General features: G+C 62.7%; 16 protein-coding genes. 12 read left to right on the forward strand and 4 right to left on the reverse strand.

Annotated elements, in window-relative coordinates:
- Positions 1–34 precede the first annotated feature (34 nt).
- The 10 genes from ytfR to ABLE85_RS01910 all read left to right on the forward strand — a co-directional run bounded on the left by ytfR (position 35) and on the right by ABLE85_RS01910 (position 12,989).
- A complete protein-coding gene (ytfR, locus tag ABLE85_RS01865; RefSeq protein ID WP_348790977.1) occupies positions 35–1,546 on the forward strand; it encodes a galactofuranose ABC transporter, ATP-binding protein YtfR in 1,512 nt (503 codons plus the stop codon).
- The gene (locus tag ABLE85_RS01870; protein WP_348790978.1) at positions 1,543–2,550 is read left to right on the forward strand and encodes an ABC transporter permease; all 1,008 of its coding nucleotides are present in this window, start codon (positions 1,543–1,545) and stop codon (positions 2,548–2,550) included. Before ytfR ends, ABLE85_RS01870 begins: the two co-directional genes overlap by 4 nt.
- Positions 2,551–3,531, forward strand: coding sequence for a galactofuranose ABC transporter, permease protein YjfF (yjfF, locus tag ABLE85_RS01875; protein ID WP_348790979.1), 981 nt, complete (start codon positions 2,551–2,553; stop codon positions 3,529–3,531).
- A complete protein-coding gene (locus ABLE85_RS01880; protein ID WP_348790980.1) occupies positions 3,528–4,289 on the forward strand; it encodes a FadR/GntR family transcriptional regulator in 762 nt (253 codons plus the stop codon). The genes yjfF and ABLE85_RS01880 overlap by 4 nt, the downstream gene beginning before the upstream one ends.
- 246 nt (positions 4,290–4,535) lie before the next feature.
- Entirely contained in the window at positions 4,536–5,579 is a 1,044-nt protein-coding gene (locus ABLE85_RS01885; RefSeq protein ID WP_348790981.1) for an ABC transporter substrate-binding protein, read from the forward strand.
- A 112-nt stretch (positions 5,580–5,691) separates the two neighbouring features.
- Positions 5,692–6,840, forward strand: a complete 1,149-nt coding sequence (locus ABLE85_RS01890; RefSeq protein ID WP_348790982.1) for an ABC transporter ATP-binding protein — start codon at positions 5,692–5,694, stop codon at positions 6,838–6,840.
- A gap of 3 nt (positions 6,841–6,843) precedes the next feature.
- Positions 6,844–8,082, forward strand: coding sequence for an ABC transporter permease (locus ABLE85_RS01895; RefSeq protein ID WP_348790983.1), 1,239 nt, complete (start codon positions 6,844–6,846; stop codon positions 8,080–8,082).
- A gap of 6 nt (positions 8,083–8,088) precedes the next feature.
- A complete protein-coding gene (locus ABLE85_RS01900) occupies positions 8,089–8,907 on the forward strand; it encodes an ABC transporter permease (protein ID WP_348790984.1) in 819 nt (272 codons plus the stop codon).
- Positions 8,908–9,212: 305 nt separating this feature from the next.
- Positions 9,213–10,433: an acetate/propionate family kinase gene (locus ABLE85_RS01905; RefSeq protein ID WP_348790985.1), complete on the forward strand. Its 1,221-nt coding sequence runs from the start codon at positions 9,213–9,215 to the stop codon at positions 10,431–10,433.
- A gap of 90 nt (positions 10,434–10,523) precedes the next feature.
- Positions 10,524–12,989 (forward strand): phosphoketolase family protein, encoded by a 2,466-nt coding sequence (locus ABLE85_RS01910; RefSeq protein WP_348790986.1) that lies wholly within the window; start codon positions 10,524–10,526, stop codon positions 12,987–12,989.
- Positions 12,990–13,093: 104 nt separating this feature from the next.
- Here the strand turns inward: ABLE85_RS01910 and ABLE85_RS01915 are convergent, their stop codons facing one another.
- Positions 13,094–14,950, reverse strand: coding sequence for a globin-coupled sensor protein (locus ABLE85_RS01915; protein ID WP_348790987.1), 1,857 nt, complete (start codon positions 14,948–14,950; stop codon positions 13,094–13,096).
- A gap of 247 nt (positions 14,951–15,197) precedes the next feature.
- Here ABLE85_RS01915 and ABLE85_RS01920 point away from each other — a divergent pair, with 247 nt between their 5' ends.
- The gene (locus ABLE85_RS01920; protein WP_348790988.1) at positions 15,198–15,548 is read left to right on the forward strand and encodes an ArsC family reductase; all 351 of its coding nucleotides are present in this window, start codon (positions 15,198–15,200) and stop codon (positions 15,546–15,548) included.
- A 73-nt stretch (positions 15,549–15,621) separates the two neighbouring features.
- On the opposite strand, the gene ABLE85_RS01925 is transcribed toward ABLE85_RS01920, so the two are convergent.
- Both ABLE85_RS01925 and ABLE85_RS01930 read right to left on the reverse strand, forming a co-directional pair.
- Positions 15,622–16,872, reverse strand: a complete 1,251-nt coding sequence (locus ABLE85_RS01925) for an aminopeptidase (protein WP_348790989.1) — start codon at positions 16,870–16,872, stop codon at positions 15,622–15,624.
- A gap of 34 nt (positions 16,873–16,906) precedes the next feature.
- Positions 16,907–17,860, reverse strand: coding sequence for a LysR substrate-binding domain-containing protein (locus tag ABLE85_RS01930; RefSeq protein ID WP_348791440.1), 954 nt, complete (start codon positions 17,858–17,860; stop codon positions 16,907–16,909).
- A 95-nt stretch (positions 17,861–17,955) separates the two neighbouring features.
- Here ABLE85_RS01930 and ABLE85_RS01935 point away from each other — a divergent pair, with 95 nt between their 5' ends.
- Positions 17,956–18,150, forward strand: coding sequence for a hypothetical protein (locus ABLE85_RS01935; RefSeq protein ID WP_348790990.1), 195 nt, complete (start codon positions 17,956–17,958; stop codon positions 18,148–18,150).
- Between the two features lie 19 nt (positions 18,151–18,169).
- Here the strand turns inward: ABLE85_RS01935 and ABLE85_RS01940 are convergent, their stop codons facing one another.
- On the reverse strand, positions 18,170–18,577 hold the full coding sequence (locus tag ABLE85_RS01940) for an MAPEG family protein (RefSeq protein ID WP_348790991.1): 408 nt from the start codon (positions 18,575–18,577) through the stop codon (positions 18,170–18,172).
- Between the last annotated feature and the right edge of the window lie 71 nt (positions 18,578–18,648).

Below are 18,648 nucleotides of genomic sequence, written 5' to 3' on the forward strand. Positions count from 1 at the left end.
CAACGGAGCTATCTGCACGGGCGGAGGATAGACATTGAGCAATCCCGATTTGCTCACGGCCAGGGACATCCGCAAGTCCTTCGTGGGTTTCAAGGCGCTGGACGGCGTCGACTTCTCCGTGCGCTCTGGCGAGATCCATGCGCTGCTTGGCGAGAACGGCGCCGGCAAGTCGACGCTTATCAAGGTGCTGACGGGGGTTCTGAGGGCCGACAGCGGCGTCATCGAGCTGAACGGCAGCCCAATATCCGTGCGTGACACGCTGCATGCCCAGCAACTCGGCATCGGCACGGTCTACCAGGAGGTCAACCTTCTGCCGAACCTGACCGTGGCGGAGAACCTCTATATCGGAAGGCAGCCCAAACGGTTCGGACTGGTCGACACCCGCGCCATGCAGAAGTCGGCGCGCGCTTTGCTGGCCGACTACGACATCGACATCGATGTCGGCGCGCAGCTCTCCAGCTTTTCCGTTGCGGTTCAGCAGCTGGTCGCCATCGCCAGGGCCGTCGACATGTCAGGTTCGGTATTGATCCTCGACGAGCCGACCGCAAGCCTCGACCGGCATGAGGTGGAGCTTCTGTTCGGCGTGCTGCGCAAGCTGCGCGACCGGGGGCTCGGGATCGTCTTCATCACCCACTTCCTGGACCAGGTCTACGCGATCAGTGACCGCATCACGGTGCTGCGCAATGGGCGGCTGGTCGGCACGCGCGAGACGGCGTCGCTGCGGCGCGTCGAGCTGGTGTCGATGATGCTGGGGCGCACTTTGGCCGCCGCGACCGAGCACGGCCGCCGCGATGCGCTGCCGCATTCCTCGCGCAGGATCACTTTCTCCGATTTCGGCCGCGACCGTTCGATCGCGCCCTTTGACATGACCATTCACGCCGGCGAGGTTGTCGGCGTTGCCGGCCTTCTGGGATCGGGGCGCACGGAGACCGCGCGGCTGATGTTCGGGATCGACCTTGCCGACGCAGGCAGGGTCAGCATCGACGGCAAGCCGGTGAGGATCGCTTCGCCTCGCGATGCCGTGCGGCTTGGTTTCGGCCTCTGCCCGGAAGACCGCAAGGCCGATGGCATCATCGGCGACCTGTCGGTTCGCGAGAACATAGCGCTCGCCCTTCAGGCGCGGCGCGGCTGGCTCCGGCGCATGTCGACGCGCGACCAGACCGAGCTTGCGGAGCGTTTCGTCAAGGCGCTTGACATCCGCACGACCGATATCGAAAAGCCGGTAAAGCTGCTTTCAGGCGGCAATCAGCAGAAGGTCATCCTGGCGCGCTGGCTGGCGACCTCGCCGCGCTTCCTGATCCTCGACGAGCCGACGCGCGGCATCGATGTCGGCGCGCATGCCGAGATCATCGAACTCATCAACAAGCTTTGCGACGAGGGTCTGGCGCTGCTCGTCATTTCCTCCGAGCTTGAGGAAATCGTGGCCTATTCGACCCGGGTTCGTGTCCTGCGTGACCGTCTGCATGTCGGAGAACTGACGGGCGCGGAGATTTCCACCGGCAGCATCATGCAGGCCATCGCCGCCGATCCGGGAGGGGTGAAATGAGAAGACTCGTTCCCGGATTGCGCAAGGCCGCGCCGCAGCTCGTTTGCCTAGGCGTCATCCTGTTCTTCAACTGGCTGGCGTTTCCCGGCTTCTTCGATCTGCGCATCCAGGACGGCCGCCTCTTCGGCAGCCTGATCGACGTGCTGAACCGAGGCGCTCCGGTTGCGATACTGGCAATTGGCATGACCGCCGTCATCGCCTCCAAGGGCGTCGACCTTTCCGTCGGTGCGGTCATGGCAATGGCCGGCGCGGTGGCGGCAACGATGACGGTGGCGGATCATCCGCTCCCCATCGTGCTGCTTTCGGCGCTCGCAGTCGGCGTTGCCTGCGGCCTGCTCAACGGTCTCTTGGTGGCGGTGCTGGAACTGCAGCCAATCGTCGCGACGCTGATCCTCATGGTGGCCGGGCGCGGTATCGCACAGCTCATCACCGAGGGCGTCATCGTCACTTTCAACGATCCCGGCCTGATCTTCGTTGGAACCGGCTCCTTCATCGGCCTGCCGATGCCGGTGGTGCTTGCAGCAGTGCTTGCTCTCGTCGCCGTGCTCGTCGTCAGGCGTACCGCGCTCGGCATGCTCATCGAATCCATCGGCGTGAACCGCAGTGCCTCGACCTATGCCGGCATCAACAGCCGTCTGCTAATCGTCATGATCTACGCCTTCAGCGGCTTTTGCGCCGCGCTCGCCGGCATCATCGCAGCCGCCGACATCCGTGGCGCGGACGCCAACAATGCCGGGCTGTGGCTTGAACTCGACGCGATCCTTGCCGTCGTCATCGGCGGCACGTCCCTTCTGGGCGGCCGTTTTTCCATTCTGATGTCGGTCCTCGGCGCCATCATCATTCAGGCCATGAACACCGGCATCCTGATTTCCGGCTTCCCGCCCGAATACAACCTTGTGGTCAAGGCCTGCGTGATCATCATGATTCTGCTTGCCCAATCGGCCTCGCTGGGCGCCGGCTGGCTACCCCGCCGGGCGCCGGCGGCAAAGTCGAAGGAGGCGTAGATGTCGTCCCGGCTCCTGCCGTTCTATGCCACGCTGGCGATTTTCCTTCTCGCCTATGGGATATGCGTGTTCCAGTTCCCCAACATGCTGTCGACGCGCGTGGCTGGAAACCTGCTGACCGACAATGCCTTTCTCGGCATCGTGGCGGTCGGCATGACCTTCGTCATTCTGTCCGGCGGCATCGACCTTTCGGTCGGCGCCGTCATCGGCTTCACCACTGTCCTGATCGCCGTGCTGATCTCATGGTACGGCTTGCACCCGCTGCTGGCCTTTGCGGTAGCTCTGGCCGTTTCCACCGCCTTTGGCGCGGCGATGGGCGTCGTCATCCACTATCTCGACGTCCCGGCCTTCATCGTGACGCTCGCCGGCATGTTCCTGGCGCGCGGCATGGCCTTTGTCATCACGACGGACTCGATCCCTATCAGTCACGAGTTCTACACAATGCTGCAAGGCCTTTACCTCCGGTTGCCGGGGGGCGGGCGCTTTACCTTTGTCGGCGGGTTGATGCTGCTGGTGTTTGCCTTCGGCATCGTGCTCGCGCACTTCACGCGCTTCGGGTCCTACGTGTACGCGCTCGGCGGCAACAAGACCTCGGCCGAACTCATGGGCGTTCCGGTGGCGCGCACGACAATCGGCATCTATGCGCTGTCGGGCTTCCTTGCAGGCCTCGCGGGCGTCGTCTTCTCGCTCTACACCTCGGCCGGCTATTCGCTCTCGGCGGTCGGCGTGGAACTCGACACGATCGCCGCCGTCGTCATCGGCGGCACGCTGTTGACTGGCGGCGTCGGTCTGGTGGCGGGCACATTCGTCGGCGTGATCATCCAGGGGCTGATCCAGACCTACATCGTCTTCGACGGCACATTGTCGAGCTGGTGGACGAAGATCGTCGTCGGCCTGCTACTCTTTGCTTTCATCGCCCTACAACGGCTATTGGTGGTTCTGTCTGACCGCAAGCGGTTATTGAGGAATGCGCCTACATGAACAGCCTTCAGCCCGGATTGCACCGCAAGCAGCAGCCGAAAGGATTCCACGGCCACGTCATAACCGAGCTTGGCCGCAGCATAGTCAGCGGCGCCTATCCGGAAAACTCGCTGCTGCCGCGCGATGCCGAGTTGCAGGAACGTTTTGGCGTGTCGCGCACGGTGCTTCGCGAGGCACTGAAGACGCTTGCCGCCAAGGGCATGATCCAGCCGAAGGCGAAGATCGGAACCAGGGTACTGGCAAGGGAAGGCTGGAATCTCTTCGATCCGGACATTCTGCAATGGCACGCCGAAGCCGGCGCCATCGATGCCGGGTTCCTGTTCAGCCTGCAGGAAATGCGGCTGGCGCTGGAGCCGGAGGCGGCGGCACTCGCGGCGCTTCGGCGGACGGATGCACAGGTTGCGGAGTTGTTCCGCTGGGTCGGACGCATGGGAGACATGACCATCACAGGCGCCGAGTTCGTCGAATATGATCTGCGTTTCCACATCAGCGTGGCCGAGGCCTCGCAAAACCCCTTCATGCGCGCCATCAGCGCGCTTATCGAGGTAGCGCTCGGCGCGACGTTCACAGTCAGTTCGCCGATCCCCAATACGGAAAAGCACAAGCTCAACGTAGAGCGGCACAGGGCAATAGCCGAGGCCATAAAGAACAAGGATCCGGTCGCAGCCAGAAGCGCAATGCGTACGGTCATCCTGGAAGGCATCGGCCGCGTTTCCGAAGTGACGGGCAAACACCCCCTTACGGATTTGGGCGCGTAGGCGAACTGCTTCCGACAGGGTCTTGATTGCCATTGCGGTCAAAAAGACAGCTAAAACAACGTACTAGATTTTCTTTTTCCGCCCACGTTCCTCTGAAAACCCCGACAGCCGCCCGATAAGCGTCCCTGATGGGCGCATGACAGCTACTTATTTGCTGCATCGACGGTGGCTGGATAGCTTTTCGCCATCTGCCGCAACCAAAAAGAGACAAGCGGGCAGAGCTGAAGGGACATAACGGAGGAAAAAATGTCAGTCAGTCGTACCCTGGCTTCAGTCGCCGCGCTCGCCGCATATCTGTCCTCGTCGGGAGCGTTCGCGCAGGATACGCTCTCAGTCATGAGCTTTGGCGGCGCCTATCAGGAAGCCCAGCGCAGGGCCGTGTTCGAACCTTACGCCGCCCAGTCGGGCGTCAAGGTCGTCGAGCAGGAGTATGGCGGCGAGATCGCCAAGATCAAGGCGATGATCGAATCCGGAAACACCACGCTCGACGTGGTAGATGTCGATGCGCCGACGCTGCTGCAGGGCTGTGACGAAGGCATCTTCGAGGAAATCGACTGGTCGAAGATCGGCCCGAAGGACGAGTGGATTGAGGGCACGACCTCACCCTGCGGCGTCGGTACCATCGTCTATGCCACGATCCTCGCCTATGACGGCGCCAAGATAGCGGACGGCCCCAAGACGATCGCCGACCTGTTCGACACCGCGAAATTCCCGGGCAAGCGCGGCTTGTGGAAGAACCCCGCCACCAACCTCGAATTCGCGCTGCTGGCGGATGGCGTCTCTCCCACTGAGGTCTATGAGACGCTCGCTACGCCGGAAGGTGTGGACCGCGCCTTCGCCAAGCTCGACACCATCAAGGACAGCATCGTGTGGTGGGAAGCGGGCGCCCAGGCGCCGCAACTGCTCGCCTCGGGCGAGGTGGCGATGACGACTGCCTGGAACGGCCGCATCTACAACGCGAACAAGGAAGGCAAGGACTTCAGGATCGTGTGGGACAACCAGATCCTCGACTCCAACTACTGGACGATCCCCAAGGGCGCCAAGCATGTCGACGCCTCTCTTGAATTCATCAAGTTTGCCGTCGAGCCGAAGGCTCTTGCGGGCACCACCAAATACATCCCTTACGGCCCGGTGCGCAAAACGGCCGCCGAGTTCGTGGCCCCGGAAGACGCGGCCAACTTGCCCACCAGCCCGCAGAACATGACCGTCTCTCTCACGCTCGACAACGGGTTCTGGGCCGATCACGGCGACGAAATCCGCAAACGCTTCACCACCTGGCTGGCGCAATAGCCGGACTTGAGAGCTCGGCTTGCCCACAAGCAAGCCGGGTACGTCAGGTCCTCTAGTGATCTTCGGGCGGGAGTAATCTCGCCCGAGCCTTCCCCATGACGAGAGATGAGCAATGAACGGCAGCCATGCATGGTCTTCCGCTCCAGCGGTGCGATCGACGCACGACAGGGTGGCGAACGAGAATGATGCACTCGTGCGCTTCGAACAGGTCAAGAAGTCCTACGACGGCATCAACTTCGTGGTGAAGGATCTCAACCTGGCGGTTCGCCGCGGCGAATTCCTGACCATGCTCGGCCCTTCCGGCTCCGGCAAGACGACCACGCTGATGATGCTCGGCGGCTTCGAGAGGCCAACGCTCGGCAGCATCCTGCTGGATGGAAAGCCCGTCGAGCGGCTGCCGCCGGAGCGGCGCAACATCGGCTTCGTGTTCCAGAACTACGCGCTGTTTCCGCACATGACCGTTGCCGAGAACGTTGCATTCCCCCTGCGCTATCGCGGCATCAAAGGCCGGCAGGCGACTGAGCGGGTCCGGCAGGCGCTGGGGCGCGTCAGCCTGGAAGCACTGGAAGACAGGCGTCCTTCGCAGCTTTCGGGCGGCCAGCAGCAGCGCGTGGCGCTGGCTCGCGCGCTGGTCTTCGAGCCGTCGCTGGTGCTGATGGACGAACCGCTGGGCGCGCTGGACAAACAATTGCGCGAACGCATGCAGATCGAGATCAAGCAGCTCCAGACCGCGCTGGGGATCACCATGGTCTATGTAACCCACGACCAGGGCGAAGCTCTCACCATGTCGGACCGGATCGCCGTCTTCCATGACGGCAGGATCCAGCAGCTCGCCGATTCCGAAACGCTCTACAACAGGCCGCAGAACCGTTTCGTCGCCGAGTTCATCGGCGAGAACAACACGGTGCCCTGCACCTATGCCGGCAGGGAGCTGGAAGGCGCGCAGGTCCGGGTTGCCGACGGGACCCTGCTGCGAACCTCCAATGCGCCGGCCTCCCAGGCAAGCGGCGAGCTGACCCTGTCGATACGCCCCGAGAGCCTAGGTCTTGCCGCGGATACCCTCCGGCCGGACGTCAACAGGATCACCGGCACGGTGCGGGAGGTATTCTTTCTGGGTGACCATATGCGGCTCTGCGTCGAAGCCTTCGGCGGCCAGAAGCTCACGGCGCGAATTCCGGCGCGGCAGGCTCGCCATTTCGAGCCTGGCGAACAGGTCGCGCTCGAGTGCCATGTCGACGAGTGTCGACTGCTGGAGGGGTGAGCCATGACCGCCACCGCCGTGGATATGGACCGCGTCAACGTTTTCCTAGCCGTGCGCCGCGCCCAGCGGCCCGCGAGGCGGGCGGCGTTCGCGCTTGCGCTGCCACTCGTCGCATTCCTGCTCGTAGTCTTCGTCGCCCCGATCCTCTACCTGCTCAAGACGGCGGTGGAAAACCCGGAGACGCGCACGGTGCTGCCGCATACTCTCGCGGCACTCGATGGGTGGGATGGAACGTCGGTTCCCGATGAGCCGGTCTTCGCGGCACTCGCGGCCGACCTGAAGACGGCGAAGGAAAACAACACCGCAGCACTTCTCGGCAAGCGGCTCAACTACGAGATCTCGGGCATGCGCAGCCGCATCGTGGCCGCGGCGCGCATGGCGGAGCCGCTGGAGGCCGGCCCCTATCGCGAAAAATTCCTGGGGCTGCACAAGGACTGGGGCTCGCCCGAAATCTGGTCGATCATCAAGCGCAACGGCTCGTCGCTCACGCCCTATCATCTCCTCACCTCGGTTGACCTGAAGCAGGCGGGCGACGGCTCGATCAGCCGTGTCGAGGGCGACCAGGCGATCTTCCTCGGCGTGCTCGGCCGCACCCTCTTCGTTGCCGGCATCGTGACGCTGGCGACACTGATCCTGGGCTATCCGGTGGCCTATGTGCTGACGATCGCGCCGGCCGCGGTTGCGAGCGTGATGATGCTGATGGTGCTTCTGCCGCTGTGGACCTCGCTTCTGGTGCGAACCACGGCCTGGGTGGTTCTGCTGCAGTCCGACGGTGTCATCAACGACGTTCTGATGGCCTTGCATCTGACCAGCGAGAAGCTGCAGCTCATCTTCACGCGCATCGGTACGGTGACGGCGATGACCCACATCCAGCTGCCATTCACCATCCTCCCGATCTACAGCGTCATGCGCGCCATCCCGGCCACCCAGTTGCGGGCTGCCCGCTCGCTGGGGGCGACGCCGCTTTCCGCATTCTGGCGGGTCTATGCGCCGCAGACGCTGCCGGGCGTGGTGGCCGGCTGCCTGATGACCTTCATCCTGTCGCTCGGCTACTACATCACGCCGGCCCTCGTCGGCGGACCGCGCGACCAGATGATCTCCAATTTCATCTCCGTCTACATCAACCGCGACCTGAACTGGGGGCTAGCGGCGGGGCTTGGCGTCGCGCTGCTTGTGGTCACGCTCGCCATCTATCTCCTGTTCCTGCGCCTGGTCGGCGCCGACAAGATCAAGCTGGGCTGAAGCGCAATGTGGCTGCCTTCCTATTCAACGCCTTCGGAACGTCTGGTGCGGACACTGGTCGTCGCATTCGCCGCGGCCGTGCTGGTGTTCCTCGTGGCACCGCTCTTCATCATCGTGCCGCTGTCGTTTTCCAACGACCCGTTCTTCACCTTGCCGGTGCAGAGCTACTCGCTGCGCTGGTATCTGGACTTCTTCGGCAACGACCGCTGGATTTCCGGCGTGTTCAACAGCGTCGTTGCCGCGCTGCTGACGACGATCCTGGCCACGACGCTCGGCACCATGGCCGCGCTCGGTATTTCGCGGCCAGATTTCCCGGCGCGCCGGTTGATCATGGCGCTGCTCATATCGCCCATGATCGTGCCCGTCATGATCGTCGCGGTGGGCAGCTACCTCTTCTTCGGGCAGGTCGGCCTCACCAACACCCGGACAGGGCTGGTGCTGGCTCACACCGCGCTGGCCACGCCCTTCGTGGTTGTTACCGTCACGGCCACGCTTTCGACCTATGACACCAATCTGACGCGTGCCGCCCTCAGCCTTGGCGCTTCGCCGTTCTCCGCCTTCTTCCGGGTGGCGCTGCCCAACATCCTGCCCGGCGTCGTCTCTGGTGGCATATTCGCCTTCGCCATCTCGTTCGACGAAGTGGTCGTGGCGCTGTTCATGACTGGAGCCGAGCAGCGAACCCTGCCAGTGCAGATGTTCTCCGGCATCCGTGACCAGATCAATCCGACCATCATGGCAGCGGCCACACTGCTGTTGGCCCTCTCGATCCTGCTTTTCGGCGTGGTGGCGCTGCTAACGCGGCGCGGGCGAGCGGTGTCGAGATAGCCTGGTGATGGTCAACGGCGGCTATTGTCGTGGTTGGAAATCAAAGGGCCGGAGGCACGTTGAGAGCGAGATCGGCGCGCCAATACGGCGCGTCCATCAGTTGCTTTGCCGCAACCGTGGTCATGGTGCCGAAAATCGGATAGATTCCGACAGAAGGTGGATGCCGCAGGGCGTGCTTGGCGCCTGCGTCGGGGTCATTCTCGCGCCAAGAACCAGGCTCGTTCGTATCTGCCTCGCGTCATCCTCACCGACCTTCTTGCCGGTGCGGGGTGGCGCGTCGCAGCCGTTCCAGGTGCGTAATGCCTATGGATACGATCCTCGTCGTCAATGCCGGCTCGTCCAGTCTCAAGTTTGAGCTCTTTGCCATCGGCGAGGGGTTGCACAAGCGGGTAAAGGGGCAGATGGACGGCATCGGCACGTCCCCCCGGCTACGCATCAAGGGAAGTGACGGCCAACTCCTTGCGGACACCTGCTATTCGCAAAGCGATGTATCGAATGCGCAGGCAGCCATGCATGTCGTGGGTGCCTGGCTGCGCGAAACCCACCCCGGAAAACTCGCGGCCGTCGGTCATCGGGTCGTGCACGGTGGGCCGGATTACATGCGGCCCGTGATGGTCGACAGGGATGTTCTGGAACAGCTCGAGCGCTACGTTCCGCTCGCTCCGCTGCACCAGCCGAGCAATCTGGCGGCCATTCGCGTGATCCTCGAGCGGCGACCGGATCTGCCGCAGGTCGCGTGCTTCGACACTTCCTTCCACAGGGGGCGCAGCCTCGTCGCCGATCACTATGCGATCCCGGAGCGCTTCTTCGTCGAGGGGGTGCGGCGATACGGCCTGCATGGCCTTTCCTACGAATATGTCGCGGGGCGGCTGCGCGAAGTGGCCCGTGACGTGGCCGCTGGACGCGTCATCATCGCCCATCTCGGCAACGGCGCCTCGATGTGCGCCCTTTCCAAGGGGCGCAGCGTCGAAACCACGTTCGGCTTCAGCGCGCTCGACGGCCTGCCCATGGGCACAAGATGCGGCCAGATCGACCCGGGCGTGATCCTTTATCTGCTCACGGAAAAAGGCATGTCGGTTTCGCAGGTGCAGGAGCTGCTTTACCACGATTCAGGCCTCAAGGGCCTCTCCGGCATCAGCAACGATGTTCGTGTCCTGCTGGCCAGCGATGACCCGTGCGCCGCCTTCGCGCTGGACTATTTTGTGTATCGTATCGGCCTGCATGCAGGAGCCCTGGCGGCCGCCCTCGGCGGCCTCGATGCCTTCGTCTTCACTGCGGGGATCGGCGAGAACTCTGCCGAGATGCGGGCACGGATAACAAAAAATCTTGGGTGGCTCGGAGCAAGATTGGATTTGGGCCGGAACAGCAACCATCATCTCTGCATTTCAGCACCCGAGAGCAGGATTGGACTGTACGTCATCCCGACTGACGAGGAGCTCATGATCGCGCGCCATACGCTGGATCTGATCGGGTCCGTCACAGGGAGCATCCCGAGCGGCGTCACCTGGATGCAAGATCCAGGCTGATCGCCTGGAGCCGCCCGCGTGCAGTCGTCCTGACGACTCGTGAGACCGGAACTTGCGAGAGGGGAGAAACCGATAGCTGAGGAGGCTTCGATGACTTCGCTTGACACGGCACAGGACAAACGACGAGCAGCTGACGACAAGCCGGCGGCGAGGGGCCTATTGTCGGCGGAAGAGCTTCAACGGATGGACGCCTACTGGCGGGCGTCGAACTATCTCTCGGTCGGCCAGATCTACCTTCTCGACAATCCGCTGCTGAAGGAACCGCTGAAACGCGAGCACATAAAGCCTCGGCTGCTCGGCCATTGGGGCACGTCGCCGGGCCTCAACATGCTCTATGTTCACCTCAACCGGGTCATCAAGCGCGACGATCTCGATATGATCTACGTCATCGGGCCGGGGCATGGCGGGCCCTCCCTGGTCGCGCATGCCTATCTGGAAGGGACCTACAGCGAGGTCTACCCGAACATCAGCGAGGACGCGGAGGGGATGAAGCGGCTGTTCAAGCAGTTCAGCTTCCCGGGCGGCATCCCCAGCCACGTCGCCCCCGAGACGCCGGGCAGCATCCACGAGGGCGGCGAGCTTGGTTACTCGCTGAGCCATGCCTATGGCGCAGCCTTCGACAATCCCGACCTCATCGTGGCCTGCATCATCGGTGACGGGGAGGCCGAGACCGGGCCATTGGCCACCGGGTGGCACGGCAACAAATTCCTGAATCCGGCGCGCGATGGCTGCGTGCTGCCCATCCTTCACCTCAACGGCTACAAGATCGCCAATCCGTGCTACCTGGCCCGCATTCCCGAGGACGAGTTGCGGAAGTTCCTGGAAGGGATGGGCTACACGCCGTATTTCGTGGAGGGACACGATCCGGCAAGCGTGCACCAGCAACTGGCCGGCGTGCTCGACACCGTCGTAGACGAAATCCGGAAAATATGGGCCGACGCACGCGAAAATGGCCACGAGAAGCGCCCTTCGTGGCCGATGATCGTCTTCCGCACGCCCAAGGGTTGGACCTGCCCGCCGGAGATCGATGGCAAGAAGTGCGAGGATTACTGGCGCTCGCATCAGGTGCCCATGGGCGAGATGGACAAGCCGGAACACATTCGCATCCTCGAACAGTGGATGAAGAGCTATCGGCCCGAGGAGCTTTTCGACGATGCCGGCCGGTTCAAACCTGAACTAGCATCACTGGCTCCGGTGGGGCATCGCCGGATGAGCGACAACCCGCATGCCAACGGCGGATTGCTGTTGCGCGACCTGAAGATGCCGGATTTCGAAGACTATGCCGTACCCGTCCCCAGCCCGGGTGCCACGACGGCCGAGGCGGCACGCGTCATGGGCAAGTTCCTGCGCGACATCATGAAGTTGAATATGGGCAGTAAGAACTTCCGCCTGTTCAGCCCGGACGAGAACAACTCCAACCGCTGGCAGGATGTTCTGGAGGTCACTGACCGCTGCTACATGGCGGAAATCTATCCGTACGACGATCATCTCTCGCCGGACGGCCGCGTCATGGAGGTTTTGAGCGAGCATCAGTGCCAGGGATGGCTGGAAGGCTATCTCCTGACTGGACGCCACGGCTTCTTCTCCTGCTACGAAGCCTTCATCCACATCATCGACTCGATGTTCAACCAGCATGCCAAGTGGCTGAAGGTGTGCAACGAGATCCCATGGCGGCGGCCCATCGCGTCGCTGAACTACTTTCTCAGTTCCCATGTATGGCGACAGGATCACAACGGCTTCAGCCATCAGGACCCCGGCTTCATCGATCACGTCGTCAACAAGAAGGCGGACGTGATCCGGGTCTACTTGCCGCCGGACGCCAACACGCTGCTTTCCGTCACGGATCATTGCTTGCGTAGCCGCGACTACGTCAACGTCGTGGTCGCCGGCAAGCAGCCCGCACCGCAATGGCTGAACATGGATGAAGCCATCAAGCATTGCAGCGAGGGGCTGGGCATCTGGGAGTGGGCCAGCACCGACAAGGGCGTCGAACCTGATGTCGTCATGGCGTGTTGCGGCGACGTTCCGACCTTGGAGACGCTCGCAGCCGTCCAGTTGATCCGCGAGCACCTGCCGGATTTGAAAGTGCGCGTCATAAACGTGGTCAACTTGATGAAGCTCCAACCGCAGGAAGAGCATCCGCACGGATTGTCAGACAGAGATTTTGATACCCTGTTCACGAAGGACAAGCCGATTATCTTCGCCTTCCATGGCTATCCCTGGTTGATCCATCGGCTTACCTATCGTCGAACGAACCACGGCAATCTGCATGTGCGCGGCTACAAAGAGGAAGGGACGACGACGACACCATTCGATATGGTGGTCCTGAACCAACTGGACCGGTTCCACCTTGTCGAGGATGTCATCGACCGGCTGCCGCAGCTTGGTGCCCGCGCCGCCTACTTCAAGCAGGCAATTCACGAGAAGCTGATTGAACATCGGCGGTATATCGAGAAATACGGCGACGATATGCCTTCGATCAGCGGATGGAAGTGGGGCGCGACAGGAGCTGCCGAAGCGTCCCGGAGAACCACCACGGAAGGGGACAACATTTGAAAAGGAACGGCCCGAAAATCGAAGCCGATTTTCGGGCCGTTGGATTCAAGGATTTGGACCGCCGCGCGTCCGATAGGAAGGGCAATGGGGTGGTGCCGGACTGCTCAGAATTCGGTCCAGTCGTCGTCTTGCGCGGCGGACTGGGCGCTTCTGCTGCGAACGACCTTGAGGGCGGGCGTCGGCCTGCGCAGAGTCGCTTCGACGGGAGCCTCCGGAAGCGCATGTCCCGTGATCTCGAAGTGGGATACACTTCTTGCGAGGTTCTCCGCTTCCAGGGCCAGGGCATGGGAGGCGGTGGTGGATTCTTCGACCATGGTCGCGTTTTGCTGCGTCACCTGATCGAGCTGGTTTACCGCGTCATTGATCCCGGTGAGGGCGATGGACTGCTCCTTGGCCGAATTCGCGATTTCGGCGACGAGCGCGCTGATCTCCGTGACCTTGCCGATGAGCACCTCGAGGGCGTCACCCGTCTGGCCGACCAGCCTGACGCCCGCCGCGACGCGTTCGCCGGATGATGCGATCAGCGTCTTGATCTCGCGCGCGGCATCCGCCGAGCGTTGCGCCAGGCTGCGAACCTCGGAGGCGACGACGGCAAAGCCGCGGCCGGCATCACCAGCCCGTGCGGCCTCCACGCCGGCGTTTAGCGCCAGCAGGTTGGTCTGGAAGGCGATGTCGTCGATCAAGGAGACGATCTGGCCGATCTGCTTGGCCGAGCTGTCGATTTCCGCCATAGCGACGACCATGTCCCGCATTGCCTGACTGCTGGACTGAGCGCTAGATTTGGCGTCCTGCGCTACGCTATCCGCCTGCAGCGCTCCGTTGGCGGTCTGGGACGTGGCCTGCGATATCTCCTCAAGAGCCGCCGCGGTCTCTTCGAGGCTGGCCGTCTGGTGCTCCGTCCGCCGCGCCAGGTCATCGGCCGCCTGAACCATCTTGCTGGAGCCGTCGCGAATGACGGCTGCGTTTCCATGGATGCGACCAACGGCTTCTTCGAGAAGTCTCATCGCGCCGTTGAAGTCCGTCTTGATCGAGTCGTAGGTCGGTGCGTCGACCGCGTCGATGCGATAGTTCAGATGCCCCTTGGCGAGATGATCGATAGCCGCGGCAAGGGAAACGAGTGCCGTGCGCTGCTCTTTCTCGGCCTCTTCACGGGCAGCCTCCGCAGCGAGCCTGCGCCGCTCGGACTCCTCGAGATAGGTGGAGATCACCAGTTCCATGTCGAAAAGCGAAGCCTTGAGCAGGGCGCTCAGCGCGCGGGCCGCCTTCTCGCGTCCCGGCGCCCGGATGCCCAAAGCTTTCGGCCAGAGTTGCTCGAGGATAAGTGATACGAGCTCGTCGATGATCACTGTGTAGCCGCCGACATACCAGCGGGGCTCCAGCCCGATGTCGGCGTGTATCTTGCCGATCCGTTTTGCCGACTGGACGTAGGCATTGCCAAAGTTTGCTGCAGCGATTGCGCTCCAGTGCTTTACCTGGCGGCCACTTGCCGCCTGCATCCTCTCGCTTCCGGCACCAAAGAAATGCCGGGCCTCTTCGAACTGGGCGATGTGGCTGTAGAAGCTATCCATAACAGCCGGCAACGCCGCTTCGATCGCGGGCCTGACGTCGTTCAAGGCATCGCGCGCGTCGTCATCGAAGCGCACGAAGGCTAGGCGTCGAGTTATAGCGGCGTCTGAGGCAACGGAGGTTTCAGACATTTTCATTCCTTCTGGGCATTCTGCCGGACCCCGCTCGGCGGCTCTGCGAGGCGTGCGTGCGGTTTCTCGCCAATAGGACTCCAAAAGGTTCATTTTCCGTTTAGCGCTAAGCTTCAGGTTTATAAGGGTTCTTTTTTCCGGTTTCCGTGCAAGCATAAGGCACTCCATTGGAGAAATTGCAGCCGCGTGCGACTTCTTGGGTGCGCAACTAACGAAACTTGGCTGGGAAGGCGGGCTTCTCTTGCTTTGGTGGGAAGCTGCCACCCAAATCAGCGGCAGGAAGTCACCTCAAACAGAGGCCGGGCGTGATTGCCGCTACTTCCTGTCGCACGTCTTCATTCCCGTTTCAGCAGCCCCCGGTTCGCGCGGACTCAAAGATGCTCGGCCTTGCTGTTACGGAACTTGCTTTCGTCCACAGCGAAGTGGGTGCCGGCAGGCATCACCTGCTCGGCAAGTGGCCCTTCCGTGGTTAAGTCTGGCCACTTGTGTTGGCGTCATGAGAGGACTTGCTTTGACGGTTACCATTTATGGCATCAAGAACTGCGACACGATGAAGAAGGCGCGCGTCTGGCTGGAAAGCCATGGCGTTGACTATGCGTTTCACGACTACAAGGCCGAAGGTCTCGACCGCGAGCGCCTGGCGCTCTGGTGTGATGAACTCGGCTGGGAGACGCTGCTGAACCGGGCCGGAACGACTTTCCGCAAGCTGCCTGATGCTGATCGCCAAGATCTCGATGCGGGAAAGGCGATGGCGCTGATGCTGGCGCAACCTTCGATGGTGAAGCGGCCTGTGCTGGACCTCGGCGACCGGCGTCTCGTCGGCTTCAAGCCGGAGATTTATGCGCAAGCGCTGGTTAATTGAGGCGACGGGTTCTGTCGATCAATGAAAAGGGCGGCTCGCGCCGCCCTTAGTCATTAGGTCGGACAGGCAGGGCTCAGGCCCATTCGCCCTTGCGCATCACCGGCTCGGAATTTCCGTCCTTGTCGAGGCCGTCGATATCGATCTCGCCGGAGCCGACCATCCAATCGATATGGATGAGGCTGGAATTGCCTCCGCGTGCGGCCACTTCCCCGGGGGTGAGATTGCTGTCGGCAAAGCAGGTGGAATAGCACTGGCCGAGCGCGATGTGGCTGGCGGCGTTCTCGTCGAACAGCGTGTTGTAGAACAGAAGCCCGCTCTGCGCGATCGGCGAGGAATGCGGCACCAGCGCCACTTCGCCCAGACGCCGTGCGCCTTCGTCGGTGTCCAGAACCTTGTTCAGCACATCCGCGCCACGCGCAGCGCTCGCTTCGACGATGCGGCCGCCCTCGAAGCGCACCGAGATCTGGTCGATCAGCGTGCCCTGATAGGAGAGGGGCTTGGTGCTCGTCACATGGCCCTCCACGCGGTGTGCATGCGGGGTGGTGAAGACTTCCTCGGTCGGGATGTTGGGGTTGCAGGTGATGCCGTTCTTGGCCGTCTCCGCGCCGCCGTTCCATTTGTGGCCGTCCGCCAGGCCGACGGTCAGGTCGGTGCCGGGGCCGCGGAAGCGCAGGGCATGGAAGGCCTTGCCGTTGAGCCAGGACGTGCGGCGGGCAAGGGCGGCGTTGTGCTCCTTCCAGGCCGCGACGGGATCTTCTCTGTCCACGCGCGAGGCCGCGAAGATCGCCTCCGCCAGCTTGGCGACGGCGACGTCCTCGGCCTCGCCCGGAAACACCAGCGCGGCCCAGGCAGGCGTCGGGAAGGCGACGATGTTCCAGTTGATGTCGAAGCCGGTGATTTTTTCCAGCGCCGGGCGGTAGGCGGTCGAGGTCGCCTTGTTGGCGCGTGATACCTTCGCCGGGTCTTCCGCCGCGAGCAGCATCGGGTTGTCGCCGCGCACGGCCAGCCGCGCGGCGTTGCCGGCAAAGGCCTTGGCCATGCCTTCGTAGAGCCAGCCCTCGGCGCGGTCGAAGCTGGCGTCTGGCGCATGGCGGTAGCGGGCGAGCGTCAGCTCGTCGTCGGAAAAGATGGGCGTGACGACGCCGGCGCCGGCCTTGTAGGCATGCTCGGCGATGCGGCGCACCAGCGACAGCGCCGAAATCGGCGCCGTCAGCACAAGGTCCTGGCCCGGCTGCAGGTCCAGGCCGACCTTGACCGCCACCTCGGCCAGACGGTCGAGCTTGACGGGATCGATTGCAGCGATTGCGCTCGTGTGGGAGGTCATGACGAAACTGCTCCTGTGATCGTTTTGCCGGGAGTCATAGCTCCGATCGGGCTGGAAGAACACCATTGTCAGGCGATGCATTGGCCCTTGCCAGCTGCATATTCGCCGTTGCGGTCTTCACTTCTTCGTTCACCCATTTGCGGAAGCAATCGACCTTGCGGCTGGCGCGCTTGCCTTCTGCTGTAACGAGGTAATGGCCGAAACCGGTGCTTGCCGAAACGCCGAAGGGCGCGACGAGCCGGCCGTCGGCCAGCGCATCGGCGGCCAGGAACTGCCAGCCCAGCATGACGCCATGGCCGGCGATCACCGATTCCAGGCACAGGATCGGATCGGTGAAGCTGGCGCCCTGCTGCGGCATTGCCGGGGCGACACCGGCCGCCTCGAACCAGCTTTCCCAAGAGATCATGCTGTTTTCGTCGGTGATCATCCAGGTTCTGGCGAGGTCGGCGATGGATTTCAGCTTCCGGGCAATATGGGGCGAGCAGACAGGGAAGATCTCCATCGGCAATAGCAACTCCGCGCGTGTGCCCGGCCAGCGGCCTTCGCCCAGGCGGATCGCGACGTCGACATCGGATCGGTCGAGGTCGACGATCTGGGTCGAGGCATCAATGCGGATCAGGATGTCGGGATAGAGCTTGAAGAAGCGGCTGAGGCGCGGCACCAGCCAGCGCGAGGCGAAGGCCGGCGCGACCGAGACGATCAGCGTGTTGGAAGTGCGGTCGTCGGCCAGGGCAATTGCCTGGGCAAGCTCGCGGAAGCCGGAGGTGAGGCGCGCGGCAACGGCGGTGCCCAACTCGGTCAAGACAAGGCCAGTGGGCCGACGGTCGAACAATGCCCTGCCGAGCTGCTTCTCCGTGCGGTTGATCTGCTGGCTGACCGCGCTCGGCGAAACGCCGAGCTCCTCTGCGGCCTTGAGAAGCGATCCGCAGCGCGCCACGGCTTCCACCGCGCGCAATCCGTTGAGGTGGACGCTGTTGAGGTTCATGATACAGTTTTTCTAAACCCATCCTCTCGAATTGTCGATTGCCTGGATGCAGGAAAGCCTGAAAATAGCCGCTGTCGCAGGCCGACGGAGAGCAGGATATGAAGATTATCTCATTCGTTCAGTCGCTTCTCGATCCGCGTGGGGTCATGTCAGAACAAAGCGACAATGCGGCCTGGGTTCGCGATCCGCTCGCGCATCCGGCGCTTGGCGTAATGTCCCAACGCGAGCTTGGCGATCTGCCCTTCAACCGCGACTATCGCAGTTGCGGTTTCGCGCAGGAAAGCTGCCGGTAGATTTCGAGAGGCGGCGGGCTCAGAGAAGCAGCCGGAAGGCGTGGCCGAGAAGGGCGGCCATCGTCACGATGGTCGCCAATCCGCTGAGGCCGAAGCCGATCTCGCGCTGCCAGCGCGCGCCCTTTTCCTCGATGAAGTGCCAGGCGTGCAGCAGGCGACCGACGGTGAAGCAGACGCCCAGAAGGTGGAGAGCAAGCGTCGAGGTGCCAAGAAGAGCTGCGATCAGGAGCAGCAGCATCGTCATCGGCATGTTCTCGATAGCGTTGGCGTGGCCGCGCATGATGCGCTCGAGATGCGCCACGCTGCCATGGCCGACCCAGACCTTGTAGCGGCGACGCAACTGGCTCGTCGCCACGACCAGCCAGAACAGTATGGCCATGTTGAGCACGGCATAGAGGCCGACGGTGGCGATTGCGGTCTGATTCATCGATCTGGCTCCAGCATATCTGCTAGGATGTGTAAGCCATGCCGTCCAAAAAGGTAAACGCGCGTGTCGCC

This window comes from Mesorhizobium sp. KR1-2 (assembly GCF_040045035.1).
Classification (GTDB): Bacteria; Pseudomonadota; Alphaproteobacteria; order Rhizobiales; family Rhizobiaceae; genus Pseudaminobacter.